Annotated in this window: 13 protein-coding genes; 6 read left to right on the forward strand and 7 right to left on the reverse strand. The window is 58.5% G+C overall.

Going from position 1 to position 13626, the window contains the following annotated elements:
• Window positions 1-12 precede the first annotated feature (12 nt).
• Both MJA45_RS03235 and MJA45_RS03240 read right to left on the reverse strand, forming a co-directional pair.
• Window positions 13-396: a c-type cytochrome gene (locus MJA45_RS03235; protein WP_315605866.1), complete on the reverse strand. Its 384-nt coding sequence runs from the start codon at window positions 394-396 to the stop codon at window positions 13-15.
• A 107-nt stretch (window positions 397-503) separates the two neighbouring features.
• The gene (locus MJA45_RS03240; RefSeq protein WP_315605867.1) at window positions 504-1181 is read right to left on the reverse strand and encodes a DUF421 domain-containing protein; all 678 of its coding nucleotides are present in this window, start codon (window positions 1179-1181) and stop codon (window positions 504-506) included.
• 200 nt (window positions 1182-1381) lie between these two features.
• Here MJA45_RS03240 and MJA45_RS03245 point away from each other — a divergent pair, with 200 nt between their 5' ends.
• The 4 genes from MJA45_RS03245 to MJA45_RS03260 are packed head-to-tail and all read left to right on the forward strand — an operon-like array spanning window position 1382 to window position 5555.
• Window positions 1382-3013: a spore germination protein gene (locus MJA45_RS03245; RefSeq protein ID WP_315605868.1), complete on the forward strand. Its 1632-nt coding sequence runs from the start codon at window positions 1382-1384 to the stop codon at window positions 3011-3013.
• The gene (locus MJA45_RS03250; protein WP_315605869.1) at window positions 3013-4197 is read left to right on the forward strand and encodes a Ger(x)C family spore germination protein; all 1185 of its coding nucleotides are present in this window, start codon (window positions 3013-3015) and stop codon (window positions 4195-4197) included. Before MJA45_RS03245 ends, MJA45_RS03250 begins: the two co-directional genes overlap by 1 nt.
• A gap of 3 nt (window positions 4198-4200) precedes the next feature.
• A complete protein-coding gene (locus MJA45_RS03255) occupies window positions 4201-4437 on the forward strand; it encodes a hypothetical protein (protein ID WP_315605870.1) in 237 nt (78 codons plus the stop codon).
• 5 nt (window positions 4438-4442) lie between these two features.
• Window positions 4443-5555 carry a GerAB/ArcD/ProY family transporter gene (locus MJA45_RS03260; protein ID WP_407083101.1) on the forward strand — a complete coding sequence of 371 codons (1113 nt, stop codon included), beginning with the start codon at window positions 4443-4445 and terminating at the stop codon, window positions 5553-5555.
• A gap of 244 nt (window positions 5556-5799) precedes the next feature.
• On the opposite strand, the gene MJA45_RS03265 is transcribed toward MJA45_RS03260, so the two are convergent.
• Window positions 5800-6336, reverse strand: a complete 537-nt coding sequence (locus tag MJA45_RS03265; protein ID WP_315605872.1) for a hypothetical protein — start codon at window positions 6334-6336, stop codon at window positions 5800-5802.
• A 142-nt stretch (window positions 6337-6478) separates the two neighbouring features.
• Entirely contained in the window at window positions 6479-7351 is an 873-nt protein-coding gene (locus MJA45_RS03270; RefSeq protein WP_315605873.1) for an AraC family transcriptional regulator, read from the reverse strand.
• A 131-nt stretch (window positions 7352-7482) separates the two neighbouring features.
• Here MJA45_RS03270 and mutY point away from each other — a divergent pair, with 131 nt between their 5' ends.
• Complete coding sequence (gene mutY, locus MJA45_RS03275) at window positions 7483-8610, forward strand: A/G-specific adenine glycosylase (RefSeq protein ID WP_315605874.1); 1128 nt, start codon at window positions 7483-7485, stop codon at window positions 8608-8610.
• 840 nt (window positions 8611-9450) lie between these two features.
• Entirely contained in the window at window positions 9451-10161 is a 711-nt protein-coding gene (locus MJA45_RS03280; protein WP_315605875.1) for a hypothetical protein, read from the forward strand.
• 357 nt (window positions 10162-10518) lie between these two features.
• Here the strand turns inward: MJA45_RS03280 and MJA45_RS03285 are convergent, their stop codons facing one another.
• From MJA45_RS03285 to MJA45_RS03295, 3 genes are all read right to left on the reverse strand, one after another.
• Window positions 10519-11322, reverse strand: coding sequence for a hypothetical protein (locus tag MJA45_RS03285; protein WP_315605876.1), 804 nt, complete (start codon window positions 11320-11322; stop codon window positions 10519-10521).
• A gap of 121 nt (window positions 11323-11443) precedes the next feature.
• Window positions 11444-12856: a sensor histidine kinase gene (locus tag MJA45_RS03290; protein ID WP_315605877.1), complete on the reverse strand. Its 1413-nt coding sequence runs from the start codon at window positions 12854-12856 to the stop codon at window positions 11444-11446.
• Window positions 12853-13521 carry a response regulator transcription factor gene (locus tag MJA45_RS03295; RefSeq protein WP_315605878.1) on the reverse strand — a complete coding sequence of 223 codons (669 nt, stop codon included), beginning with the start codon at window positions 13519-13521 and terminating at the stop codon, window positions 12853-12855. Before MJA45_RS03295 ends, MJA45_RS03290 begins: the two co-directional genes overlap by 4 nt.
• Between the last annotated feature and the right edge of the window lie 105 nt (window positions 13522-13626).

A 13626-nucleotide genomic window follows, 5' to 3' on the forward strand; every position in this document is an offset into this window, starting at 1 on the left:
CGCCCTTTTCGTTCACCGAAGCTCCGAAAGCCATTCCGCCAGGGAGCGGATCTCGGCCTCCGTAAGCTTGTCCTGGAACGGGAGCATGCCGCCCCCTCCGTTAGCGATCTGCTTCGCAATCTGCTCCGCGCTTCGGCGGGCGCCTGCCTTCACCAGGCTGGAGGAGGGCCCCATTCGGCCCTGAAGGTCGGCTCCGTGGCAGCCCGTGCAGTTGGCCTTGAACAAGGCGACCGCCTCCGGGTGGCGGGCGTTCCCCGACTCCAGAGGATCGGAGGCGGCAGCGGACGGGTGGGGAGAGACCTGACCCGAACGGCCGGATGCCTGGCAGCCGGTAAGAACCGGCACAAGGACGGCTATGCCAAGCACAGCCGTCCCAAGAATTCGCGTTATGTGCATGAAGCGGTCCTTCTTTCGTCACTTTTCTACAGGATGACAGGTTTCACGCGGTTCGGCAAGAGGCGCACCAATGACTTCCCCCTCACCATATACGGCATTCCCCAAAGCTACTTCCTCAGCACATGCAGCCCCTGTCCCGGCCGCCATTCGGCATAGGCCACCTGCCGGACATCACCGAAGCCGCATTCCCGCAGCTTCTGCCGGAGCCAGCCTTCGTCACGTCCGATTTTCCTCAGTTCCTCCAACTGAATTTCTCCGAACTCCACCAGCCCCCGCGGAAGATGGGCCTTCTCTTCCGGCTCCAGCTTAAGGTCCTGTACCGTAACCGCCTCAAAGTCCGGCTTCTTCAGCACACTGAGCTGCCCGTTCGTTTCCAGCATGGCGAACGCCACTTCCTCTATGGCGAAAATATCCTTCTGCCTTAACATCATCCTCAGCTGGTCGAAGTCCAGCTTGTTTTTCTTCATTTCCTTAAGATTGACCTCTCCATTATGAATGACCAGGGAAGGCGAGCCGTCCAGAGGACGCCGCAAGCCCCGGAATTTTTGCGTGAGCACCTCGAACAGATAGGACAGAACCATCCATAACGCCAGGGCAAAAAGCAGCTTCCGGTAATTGGCATCCTTATCATAAACCGTGTTGCCCACCAATTCACTCAGCATCAGCGAAGAAACAAAATCAAAGGGCGTCAGCTGGGAGATCTCTTTCTTTCCTAAGATTCTCGTTATAAGCCACAAGCCGGCGAATCCGGTTACCAGCTTAACCGCGATCAGTCCGTAATCCATGGGATAATCCGCTCCTCTCTTCTGGAGTCAGCCATTGGGCAGCAGGAAGCCCTTTCTTCCTCTTTACCCCCCCTCCGAGGACGCTGAATCTGTAAAAATATCCCCTTTCTTCCCGAATAGGGAACCCGCCTTGGTTAAAAATCAAAGGGCCTGCACAAAGTAACGATGTCTAGGAAGTTTACGGCAAGGGAGGGGATCGCATGATACGTTGGAAAAGGCTTCTGTTCGGCATTCTTCGCCAGCCTTCCGGCCATCCGGGGAATAATACACGGCCGGGCGGAAAGGGGGCCGATTCCCGGATCCCCCCTTCCGACCAGAATCCGGAACGAATTCTCCAGGAGCCGAAGGACGACCGCCTGGAGGAGAAAGTGGCCTGGCTTCGCAAGCGGCTGGACAAATGCTCCGATGTTCAATATTATCCGTTCCTCACGGCCGACGGAAGGCGCTGCATGGCCGTCTACATCATGAACATGTCGGACCAGACCTTGTTCCTGCAGCAGGTGGTGCAGCCCTTGATGGCCGCGGACGAGGTGGATTCCGGGCTGCCGGTGATGGACCGTCTGTTCCGCCGTAGCCGGGTTCCCGTTACGGGAGCCCAACATGTTGACGGGGAAGAGGGGCTGAACAAGCTGCTCGACGGCCAAATCCTGCTTGCCGCCAATGGGGAGAAGGGCTGGGCCTGCCTGCCGCTGACCAACTTCAACAAAAGGTCCATCAGCGAGCCCTCCAACGAGGTCGTCATCCGTGGTCCGAGGGAAGCCTTCGTCGAGGACATCGCCACGAATCTTACGCTGATCCGCCGGAAGGTGAAGAGTCCGGATTTCAAAACAGAGGAGCAGCTGATCGGCACCTATACCCAAACCAAGGTGGTCATCGCTTATATTGAAGGGCTCTGCAAGCCGGCTCTTTTGGACGAGGTCAAGCTAAGGCTCTCCCGGATCGAGATGGACGGTGTGCTGGAGGGCAGCTACCTGGAGGAATACCTGGAGGACAATCCTTTCTCACCGTTTCCCCAAATTCAGTATACGGAACGGCCGGATACCGCGGCGGCCGGCCTGCTGGAAGGCCGGGTTCTCATCATGTGCGACGGCTCGCCCATCCAGCTGATGGCGCCGGTTACCCTGCCGATGCTGCTTCTGTTCAGCGAAGATTATTACCAGCGCTGGCTAACGGGCACCTGGATCCGATGGATCCGATATTTCTTCGTCGTCATTTCCCTGCTCTTGCCTTCCATTTACATTGCGGTGACGACCTTTCATCCGGAGCTGCTGCCCTCCAACCTGCTGATGACGGTAGCGGGGGCCCGGGAGACGGTGCCTTTCCCCGCCCTCATCGAGGCGTTGATTATGGAAATTACCTTTGAAGTGCTGAGGGAAGCGGGGATCCGGACCCCGAAGCCCATCGGGCAGACGGTCTCCATTCTCGGTGCTATCGTCATCGGGCAGGCGGCCGTTCAGGCGGGAATCGTGTCGGCCCCCATGGTCATCATCGTCTCCATGTCGGGGATCGCCTCCTTCGTGATTCCGCATGTGGATCTGGGTCTGGCCTTCCGGTTTCTCCGGTTCCCGGTTATGTTTGCCGCAGGCAGCTTCGGGCTGTTCGGGATTTCGGTCAGCGTAATTCTGATCGTGCTTCACCTGGTTTCCTTGAGAAGCCTGGGAACGCCTTACATGTATCCCTTGGCCCCCATTGGGGACGGATGGTTAAAGGACTTTGTACTGCGGGCTCCCGTATGGTTCATGAAGAAACGTCCCGACTTCTACAAGAACAATCCGTCCAACCGGATGGTTTACCACAAGCGGCCGGTTATCCCGGAGGAGGAGGGAGATTGATGAAGCCCGCACGCCTTTGCGCCGCCATTCTGGCCATTCTGGTTCCGTTGGTGCTTCTGACCGGCTGCTGGTCCCGGGTGGAAATCAACGACCGGGCTTTCGTTTCCTCTATTTTTGTGGACAAGGGACAAGGGGGCAAGGTCCGGCTCACGCTGGGCATGCCCCTGCCGTCCCGTCTTGTGCCGGGTCAGGTCGGGTCCAGCCAGGGCGGCAATCCGTATGCGACTGTAAGCAAGGAAGCCCCCAACCTGGCGGAAGCGGTGCGCCTTATTCAAGCCGACCTGTCAAGAGATCTGGTCTGGGGCTTGACCCGGGTGGTGGTCATGTCCGATGCCTATGCGAAGGAGGGAATCGTCCCCCTGCTTGAATTTCTCAGCCGGCTCCCCGGGTTTCAGTTCAAAACCTACATGTTCATGGTGGAAGGCGATACGAAACAGCTGGCGAAGATGCCCCCTGTTTTCGAACGCTTTCCGTCCGAAGTGATGAGGGAGTTCGGGAACCGCCGCATCACGATGGATACCACCTTCCGGGACTTCTCCATCGGCTATTACAATGGAGGCGATATGGTGGTCGGCATTCTCAAAACGGAAATGAAGAGGTTGGTCAGCGAGAAGAACAAACCGGGCTTATGGGCAGGCACCGATGGGGCGGCGGTTTTTCATAACAACCGTATGATCGGGACCTTATCCACGAAGGAAGCAAGAGGGGTGCAGTGGATGGCCGACAAGGTCAACAACGCCGTTATTACCTTCCCCTCCCCGACGGACGAGAAGCCAATCAGCGTAGTCGTGCTTAACAGCAAGACCCGGGTGCGTCCACGTATCGAGAAAGACGGGATTGTCTTCCAGGTGCATATTTATGTTCAAGATGAATTGATGTCTTCGGATTCGGACATCCCCGTCATGGAGCCCGCCAACATTGAGCGTTTGCAGACCCGGATGTCCGAAGAAGTCAAGACGCGCATTATGCGGGCGTTTGAGAAATCCCGGCGGCTTAACTCGGATATTTTCCGGTTTGCCGAATACATGAAGGTGTACGAGCCGAAGACGTGGAACGCCGTAAAAGGGAACTGGCATGAAACCTACCGGACCAAGGTCCGCCTGGACATTCAAGTGGAAAGCCGGATCAAGAGACCGGGGGAAACGAAACGCTCCCTGAAATCGGAACCTAAGGATGTGGGGTAATCTATGCTAAAAGGAATGATAGCATTCGCGCTTTTGTACCTGTACGAATGGAGGTACTTGAAGCGCCATGCCCGCAAAAGAAGAACCTATTATCTCGTCTTCGGCTGTCTCACGTCCGCTTTCCTCTATTCCCTGCTCGTGTACTACACCCGGGAGTCGCCAGGTGCCGGAACGCTGCTGCTTCGGCTGTTCGGGCCTTTGCAGAATGTCCTGGTTCCGAAAACCGTTGTGGAGAGGTGAGGGCGGTGCAGAGGATAACCCAGCTCCAGCTTTTTATGATGTTTACGCTGTTTCTGTATACCACCATGGCGGGATTTCTGATCAGTCCGCTGATTCGCAAGGCGGGCTATGAATCGGCGCTTGCCCTTGTCCTTGGGGCTTTTATGGGCCTGTTTCTGGGGGGAGGAGCCCTGCTCCTGGCGCGGACGAGGCCGGAGGAATCGTTTGTGCGGTTTGGCGGAGAGATTGTGGGGAAATGGCTGCATTACCCTTTATGCGCGGTTATGATCTTCTTTCTGCTTAACACGGCGGGCCAAATTTTCCGCCTGTTTACCGACTTCCTCATCCAAACCTATCTGCCGGAAACGCCGGATTGGGCGTTAACCGCTGTCTTCGGGGTATGCGTCGCCATCGGGGTGAGAACCGGGCTTGAGTCCATTTTCCGGTTCAGCCAGCTGTTCTTCTGGTTTGTGCTGCTCTCGGGATTGGTGGGAACGAGTCTCCTCGGCAAAGGCATTCCGACGTTCCGCGCCCATGCGCTGCTTAACCACTTTGATCCGGCTCAGTTGTGGGGAGGGGCTTATTTGTCGGCAGGTAACTATGCGGAGCTATTCCTCATCCTGCTCCTTTATCCCCAGCTTGCGAACGGCCGGCGGACGGGAAGAACGATGTTCTGGGCGACGCTTAGCAGCCTGGTGGCGGTGCTGTCGAACCTGATTCCAACACTCATGCTGTTCGATACGAAGCTTGCCGGCAACATGACTTATCCCGTCCTGGAGGCGGTACGTTTCATCCGGGTAGCCGATTTCCTCGAAAATCTGGACCCGCTGCTTACCTCCATCTGGATCTTCAGCTTGTTCATCAAGCTGTCCCTTCTTGTGTACGCTGCCACCCTGATCTTTTCCCAGCTGGTCAAGCTGAAGGATCACCGGCCTCTCTCTTTCTCGCTTACGGCGTTCGCCGTCGTCTTGTCGTTTCACCTCGGACGCAATTTCACTGAGGTGGAGAATTACATGGAGCACGCCTTTTCCACGTTCTCTCTCCTGATGGGGAGCCTCCCCCTCCTGTACCTGGCCGTATGGCTGGTCCGGCGTAGAAAGGGGAACGCGAAGAAAGCCTCCGGCCTGTCCTCAGAGTAAGAGGCAGGCGGAGGCTTTTTGGCGCGCTTTCTTGGCCATATGGTTGGCGAGTAAAGCAACGTATGCCTATAGGGAGTCTAGGATTAACGGAACCATGCGCAAACAGGGAGCTTAGGAAACGCGGAAGAACCTTCTCGTATGATAGACCCGCCTCCCGGCGGACGGACGGTTACAGGGGGAGACGGGGTGAAAGGGAAGTAGCACTCTTTGTCTTTCTTCCCCTAGTGGACGTTCCGGTGGATGGTCAGCGGGAGGGACGGGACCATCTCCGCAGCATCCAGCCGGAGGCCAGCAGGCTAAGCCCCCCCAACAACCCGAGGACGATAGGGGCGAAGCCGAGATAGCCGAGCCCGATCACGAGGCAGAGGGCGAAGAGCCAAATCCCGAGCGCCGTGAGCGGCCAGCCGGTCCATCCGCCAAGAAGGCTGTATAGGACGGCCAAGGCCAAGCTCCGCAGCAGCTCGGCGCTGTATACATCCCCGGTCCGGACCCGCAGCATCAGAAGCATCCCTCCGAAGAGCAGGAGAAGGGGGAGGATCCACCAGCCCCGATGGGCCGGAAGAGGCTCGGAGAATGGGGCCGGTTTCGGCCGCTTTCGTCCGGCACCCCGCCAAATGACGAATAAACTGGCCGCAAGGGCGGCCGTTGGAGGAACGAACCGAAGCCAGGCCGGAGCGCTCCAGTAGGGAGAGAGCTCCAGCAGGGCGGACAGCATCCATTCGGCCCCCCACAGGTAGAACAAGAGAAGATAGTCCGAAGCGGATTGTAGCTGTTCCCGCACGGCTGCAGTTGGGGAGGAGGGCAGGGACAACAGAATCACCTCGTTTGGTTTAGAGCCTTATCCGGCACTCCGTTGGCAAGAGAGCCTTCGTAGGGACACGCCAATCAACAGGGAAGCGGAATGGATAAGGCACAAGCAAGCTTTAGTCCGGATCCTTGCCGTAGCCGGTCGGCGTGGTCCGGTGCCGTTTGGCATAGTCGCGGGGCGACATCCCCTCAATCTTCTTGAAAATCCGGCTGAAATAGAATTCATCGGAATACCCGACGCTGCCGGCAATTGCCTTCAGCCGGTAATCGGAGAGGACCAGCATCTCCTTGGCGCGGTCCACCCGAAGGTGGGTCAGGTAATCAATCGGGCTGTAGCCTATGTACTTGCGGAACAGGCGGGAATAGTGGCTGACGCTGAGGCCGGCCATTTGGGCAAGCCCTTCGAGCGTGAGCGGCTCCCGGTAATGGGTGCTCATGTAATCCTGGGTAAACTCGATGGCCGCCGTGGTATCTCCGGCGATTTTCTGGGCTCGGAAATCCTGGATGAGGTCGTACCAGATCTCCTGCAGGATCATCCGGCGGCGCATGGCCGTCAGGTGCCCCCGCCGTTTCCACAGCACGGTCATCTGCTCCATTAAATTAATGAGCGGGGGAGGATTGTGCAGCGTATACATCCCCTGAAGCGGGAACGGCGATTCGGCGGCGCTGCGGGAAATCCATTGTTCCTTCTCTTCATACATTTCCGTATAATAAAACCGGAGGAAATAATACTCAAGGGGATGCTCCGGATCGGATGCCCGTTCGACCGTCATGCCGGGAGCGAAGAAAAAGATCTTGCCCGGCTCCGCCGGATAGTGCGTCCCGTTGATCCGGAAATCCCCTTTGCCTTTAACGATCAGCCAGAAGGAATGATGGCGGATGGTGTGGGGGGGCTGCTGCCAATCCGGTCCGCATTTGCGGTGCCCGGTCAGCAGGATGGACAGGACAAGCCGGTTCAAGCGGGCGGCCAGTTCCCCGGGAGTCAGCATACGAAGAGCCTCCTGCCGTTTAGTGTTGGCATCTTATGGCATTCCTAATCCGGACCTGCCGGGGTCTTCCCGTCCCGCGGGTCCGTTACCCTTATTATAACGATTCTTATCGGGATAGAGAAGGAGACCGCATGAACGACAACGAGAACAAGGCTTACTATACACGGGAGCTCACGGCCTGGTACCAGAGAGGAAACCGCGACCTGCCCTGGAGAAGAAGCCGCAACCCCTATCATATCTGGGTTTCCGAAATCATGCTGCAGCAAACGCGGGTGGAGACGGTTATCCCGTATTTCAACCGGTTCATGGAGAAATTCCCGACGATCGACGCTTTGGCCGATGCTCCGGAGGAGGACGTGCTGAAGGCGTGGGAGGGACTCGGGTATTACTCGAGGGCCCGTAACCTTCAGGCAGCCGCCCAAGAGGTAAAAGAGTCCTACGAAGGAAAGGTGCCGGATACGCCCGAGGCCATCTCTTCCCTGAAGGGAGTGGGTCCCTATACAGCGGGGGCCATCCTGAGCATTGCCTACAACAAGCCGGAGCCGGCGGTGGACGGCAACGTCATGAGGGTGCTGTCCCGCTTCTTCCTGCTCGAGGATGACATCGCGAAGCCCTCCACGAGGGGGAAAATCGAGAAGCTGGCCCGGGCCCTCATTCCGGCCGGTTCCGCGGGGGACTTCAACCAGGCGCTCATGGAGCTCGGGGCGACCGTCTGCACGCCCCGCTCCCCGCACTGCCTGGTATGCCCCGTCATGGAGCGCTGCGGGGCCCGGCTCGAGGGCCGCACGGACGAGCTGCCGGTGAAGACGAAGGCCAAGCCTCCGCGTCCCGAGTCGCGGGCGGCGGCCTTCATCACCGATGCCGCCGGCCGGCTCCTCGTGCGCCAGCGCCCGCAGGACGGGCTGCTCGCCCGCCTCTGGGAGCTTCCTCACGTCCCCCTCTCCGAGGGAGGACGGGAGGAAGCGTCCCGCGAGGCGGACAAGCGCGCCCTGCGGGAGCGCCTGGCGGCGGAGGACGGCCTCCGCGTGGTCCCTGGCGAGTGGCTGACGGATGCGGAGCATACGTTCAGCCACCTGCGCTGGGACATGCGGGTGTACCGCGGCCGCCTGGCGCACGAGCCCGGCGAGCCGGAGGCGCTGCCGCCGGCCTACCGCTGGATGGGGCGGGACGAGATGGGGAGCTACGCGTTCCCCAATCTCTTCCTGCGCATCATCCAAGGGGAGGCCGAGGCGGCCGCCGGCCGGGAGGCGCGGGCTTAGGCCCGCCCACTCGGCCTTGGGGTCGACCCACCCGTTGGGCTGGCCGCCTCATCTCTACATGGCTGGCCTGCACGACGCCTGGCGGCGCTCGCTTAGGCCCGCTCGCTCGGCCTTGGGATCGACCCGCCCGTTGAGCGGCCGCCTCGTCTCTACATGGCTGGCCTGCACGACGCCTGGCGGCGCTCGCTTAGGCCCGCTCGCTCGGCCTTGGGATCGACCCGCCCGTTGAGCGGCCGCCTCGTCTCTACATGGCCGGCCTGCACCACGCCTGGGGGCGCAGATCAAGCGTCGTGAGGCTCCGATAGAGGAACTCTACGCACCTTATCAGCTATTTTTTGGCGCAGGGGCGATCCATAGAGGAACTCGGATTCGCTATTTGGCCTAGAAGAGGGCTTTGGGCCCCCTTCTCATGCGTAATAGCGGAACAGAGTTCCGCAAAGATCCAGACGGCTTTCCAAAAGGGACCGATAGCGAACCAGAGTTCCTTTATTGGCTCTCCGTCGTCCGCCATGGATCCATGCGCGTCGATAAAGCATTGCCTTTGCTGCCAGAATAGCATTGGATTGCCTTGTTGCCTCACTGTATCTCTGTCACTTTGTCTTTTGCTTCTATGTCCCGGTCGCTTGTCCTTTTGTTTCTCAGTCCCTCAGTTACTCTGGCCCGTTGCCCCGCTTCCCGCTGTTATTTTTATCCTATCCTAAGGATTTCTTAAGCTTGCTTTAAGCTTGGAGGGCAACCTTTTCCTAACCCGTGCTCCCGGCAAAGCCCTTGTCCGATTCCACAAACGGGCATGAAGGGGGAGAAGAAGGGCCAAACTGTATAGAAAGGAGATGATTACCCATGAAGCAATGGACCAAGCATAACCTGGTGGCCGGAAGCATCGCCCTGTCCCTCCTGCTCGGCGGGGGAGTCCTGTCCGCAGTGGCCGCTGAGAAAACCGAGCCGTCCTCCGTATCGGCCAACCCGGCTGAACCGATGAGCAAGGCGGCAGAGCCGGACAAGGCTAACCGCGGCGAGAAAAAGGTGCCCGGCCATTACCTCTTCCAGAACGCCGGGGAGATTCTCGGCATGAAGCCGGAGGAGGTCAAGGCGGGACTCGCGAGCGGCAAGAGCCTAGTCGATTTGGCTGAGGCCAAGGGCATCAGCAAAGAGACGCTGATCGCCCATTTCATCGCCAAAGCCGATGCCCGCATTGATGAAGCCGTTCAAGCCGGAAGGCTGACGGCCGAGAAGGCGGCTGAGCTGAAGCAGAAGAGAGGGGAACGCATCCGGCAGGCCGTCGAGCATAAAGGCCTTCCCGAGCCTCCGCGGAAGCATCATGGCAAACGGGGGACGTTCTTGAGTCACGAGCAGCTGGCTAAAGCACTCGGGATTTCGAAGGCGGACTTGACCAAGGACCTGAAGGCCGGCAAATCCCTTGCCGACATCGCCAAAGCCAAAGGCATGTCCGAGGAGCAGCTGATCGGGAAGCTGAAGGAAGAGCTGACTCCGGCTTTAAAAAAACTCGTGGAGCGTAAGCCGCACATCCGGGAAGAGAAGAAAGCCAAGTAACTCATCCTCGTCCGCTGCCCTACCCGAGTTTCGCAACGATTCACCTGAAAAAAGAATATCCCCGTTGCAAGCACGAAAGGACCTCATCGCCACGATAAACGTGGTAGATGAGGTCCTTTTTCTCGAGGAAGCCTCTACCTAAGCCGGAGGGAGGGTCAACCAATCCCCAATCGGCTTGAGAAAACGTCCCCTTTTTCCCGAGGAAGCCCTGACCAGACCGGGGGTGGGCTCGACAAATTTGGTTCGACCGCCTGTCGGTCCTGCCGGGGGCGGCCCTCTTTCTCGAAGCACTTTCCGGGCCTAAAAGGTAGGCTCAACCTAACCCCAATCTGCTTAAAGCGCATTCCCTCTTTGCCGTTAAGGTTGTTTGATTTGAGCGGACGGAGCGCCGTTCGGGTCATCGGGGAGCGTCTGCTCCTCGTAAACGGACTTCTTCACGTCGCCTTCGTAGCCGATGATGTCTTCCGTGAGCCTGCTGATCACGACGGAAGCCTGCTTTCCGTTCTCCAGCTGAACCTTCGCCAGAAGGGCTTTGCCGAAGAAGCCGGACAGACGGATCTCCTCAATCGACGTTCCTTTCGCGAGGCCGTTCTTCTCGATAAACTCCCGGACCCTGGCTATTCCTTGTTCCTCCGTAATGGTCCGGATGGAGGTGGAGGGAGCTTTCGTCCCATCGCTTCGGATGGCTATGATTTCTCCCGTTTCGGCATTCACGGTCACGGAGTGCGATTCGAAGGCGCTGCTGCTTTTTTCGACGGCGGGATCCGCTGACATCCAGTTGATCTGCCATACGGGGCTCTTGTAGTAGTTAGTCTCCCGGGCCTCGGCGGGATCCACGTAAACCGCCTCATGCTTGAGACGGGTCCCCGACAGGTCGACGCCGATCATGGCAGACAACGCGTTCGAGGCAATCTCGACCGCCCTTGCTTCCGTCACGGCTCCATCCAGGGAAGCGGGGTCAGAGCTCGCTCCGGCTGAAAGGCCGGCAGGGGAGGTAACAGCAGCGGAGTAGGCCGAACCGGTTTCGGTCATCAGCTGGTTCTTCGGGATGGCTTTCATGCCGCTTGCAGCATAGGCGGATACACTGAGACCGGTAAGAACGAGCAGGGAGGCGGCGGCCGTCAAGGCGGCTTTCTTTTTGGAAGCGAGAATGGATTTCATGGGATGGCTCCTTTGTCTTGGCGGGATTCAGAAAAGAGTGCGCATCTCCTTCCTGTTCTTCCATCCTAAAGGGCGGATATGGAGGAATGACCGCCAACTTGTCAACAGGTTGTAAAAAGCATCAAGGCAGCACCACGCGGACGGCCGTCCCGTGCCCTTCCTCGCTTTGGATATGGATAGCTCCGTGATGCAGCTTAACGATCCGGGCGCAGATCGACAGCCCGAGCCCTGCTCCGGACTGCGGAGAGGTCCGGGTCTCCTCGGCGGTATAGAACGGCTCGAATACCCGGGGGAGGTCCTTCGCCGCAATGCCTTGGCCTTCATCCCGGACTTCCACCTCACAGCCGCCCGATTCCGCGGGCCCGCAGCTCAGGTAAATCCGGCCGCCGGGCTCGGAGGCCTTTACAGCGTTATCGAGCAGATTGGTGAGCACGACCTTCATCAAATCTTGATCGATGGCCGCCACCGCCGGTTCCGCCGTTACCTCGAGCTCCAGGTTGTTCCCGAGGAGCAGGGGACGGAACGTTTCCTCCGCTTCCCGACACAGAAGAGAGAGGTCATGCCGGTCGAGCGGCAGGCTCCGGTTGTCTAGCAGGATCAGGTCCATCAGCCGGAAGGAGAGCGACTCCAGACGCTTCCCTTCCTTGTAAATATAGTCGACCGCCCGCCGGGAATGATCGGGGCTGTGCTTCGTCGTGCGGAGGAACTCGGCATACCCGATGATCGAGGTTAGGGGAGTCTTCAGCTCGTGTGTCAGGCATTCGATAAAATGCTGCTTGGCCCGGGCGCTCCGATTGAGCTCCTCAAAGGTCGTCTCCACCGCGGCGGCCATGGTGTTCACGGATTGGGCCAGCACCCCGATTTCATCCCGGGAGCCGGCCTCGACACGGCTCGAATAGCCGCCCTTCGCAATGGCCTGAACCGATTGGGTCAAGTCGCGGATTGGACGGGTCAGGAACCAGGTCAAGACGAAGAGGGCGGCGGCGAGGAGAATGGCCAGGAATAAGTTGAGCCGGATATAGAAGCCGTACAGCGAGGTCCGGTCTGCATAGACGTTGGAGATGTCCCGGATATAGGTTAGTTTCCATTTCCGGTCGGTGATCAGGCTCGTGACGAACAGATAACTGCTATTTCCAATATCCCGGATAATGTACTGCCGTTTATCGGGCAGCGGATTGGCAAGCTCCTCCCGGGGGCCATCGTAAGAAAAGGGGAAAGTGCTGTAGACGGTCTTGTTCTGGTTGTCGAGCAGCTCCAGGTAGACCCCTTTCTGATCGAAATAACGGGTATAATCCCGAAAAAGAAATTGAAGAAATTCCCGCGCCTGCTGCTCCGAGTAGCCGAACTTGTCCATGGTGTAGCTGCTGTTGGCCGCAAGCACCGACTGGACAACGAGCTGCTCGTTCAACCCGCGCTCCACTTCTTTCTCGAGAGTTGTCCGAAAGCTGCGCTGGATCAGGAAGACCATGCTGGCATTGAAGGCGAGTTCGAATAGCAGGAAGGTGCAGAGAAAAATTTTGTGCCAGAGCTTCATCCGTCCTCCTCCAGCCGGTAGCCGTATTTGTAGACCGTTTTGATTTTATCCGTCCACTCGAGCTTCTTGCGAAGCTTCTGGATGTGCATGTCCACGGTGCGGGATTCCCCCATGTAATCGAAGTTCCAGACTACCTCCAGGATCTTCTCCCGGGTAAGGGCCCGGTTCTTGTTCCGGATCAGCAGCAGAAGCAGCTCGTATTCCTTTGGTGTCAGCTCCACGGGCTTGTTTGCCTTAAGCACCACCCGTTCCGTCAACTGGATTTCAACGTCATCCAGCCGGTACGCTTCCTCCCGGCCGCCGGACGAGCGCCGGAGCACCGCTTCGATCCGGGCCAGCAGTTCCACGGCTTCGAACGGCTTGACGATGTAATCGTCGGCTCCGGCCTTCAGTCCGTTCACGCGGTCCATCAGTCCGTTTCGGGCCGTCAGGAAGATGACGGGAATGCCCGAAGGACGGATGAGGCGGACCAGCTCCAGGCCGTCTATCCCCGGAATCCGAATATCGAGTAGGACCAGATCGAACCGCGTCTCCTCCAGAGCGAGAAGGGCCGTACGGCTGTCGAAAGCCTGAGCCCGGTCATATCCCGCCACCTCAAGATTCAGGGCGATCAGATCCGATATGGCCGGATCGTCCTCCACAATCAGAATCTTTACCCTTTCCATAGGCTGGAATCTCCTCTTCCTTGTAATGGTACTTATCTCTCTAAGCGAACATCTTCATTATATAAAAAAGGACGGGCGAAAGTTGTCAACAAGTCGTAAAGAACA

Source organism: Paenibacillus aurantius (genome assembly GCF_032268605.1).
Classification (GTDB): Bacteria; Bacillota; Bacilli; order Paenibacillales; family NBRC-103111; genus Paenibacillus_AO; species Paenibacillus_AO aurantius.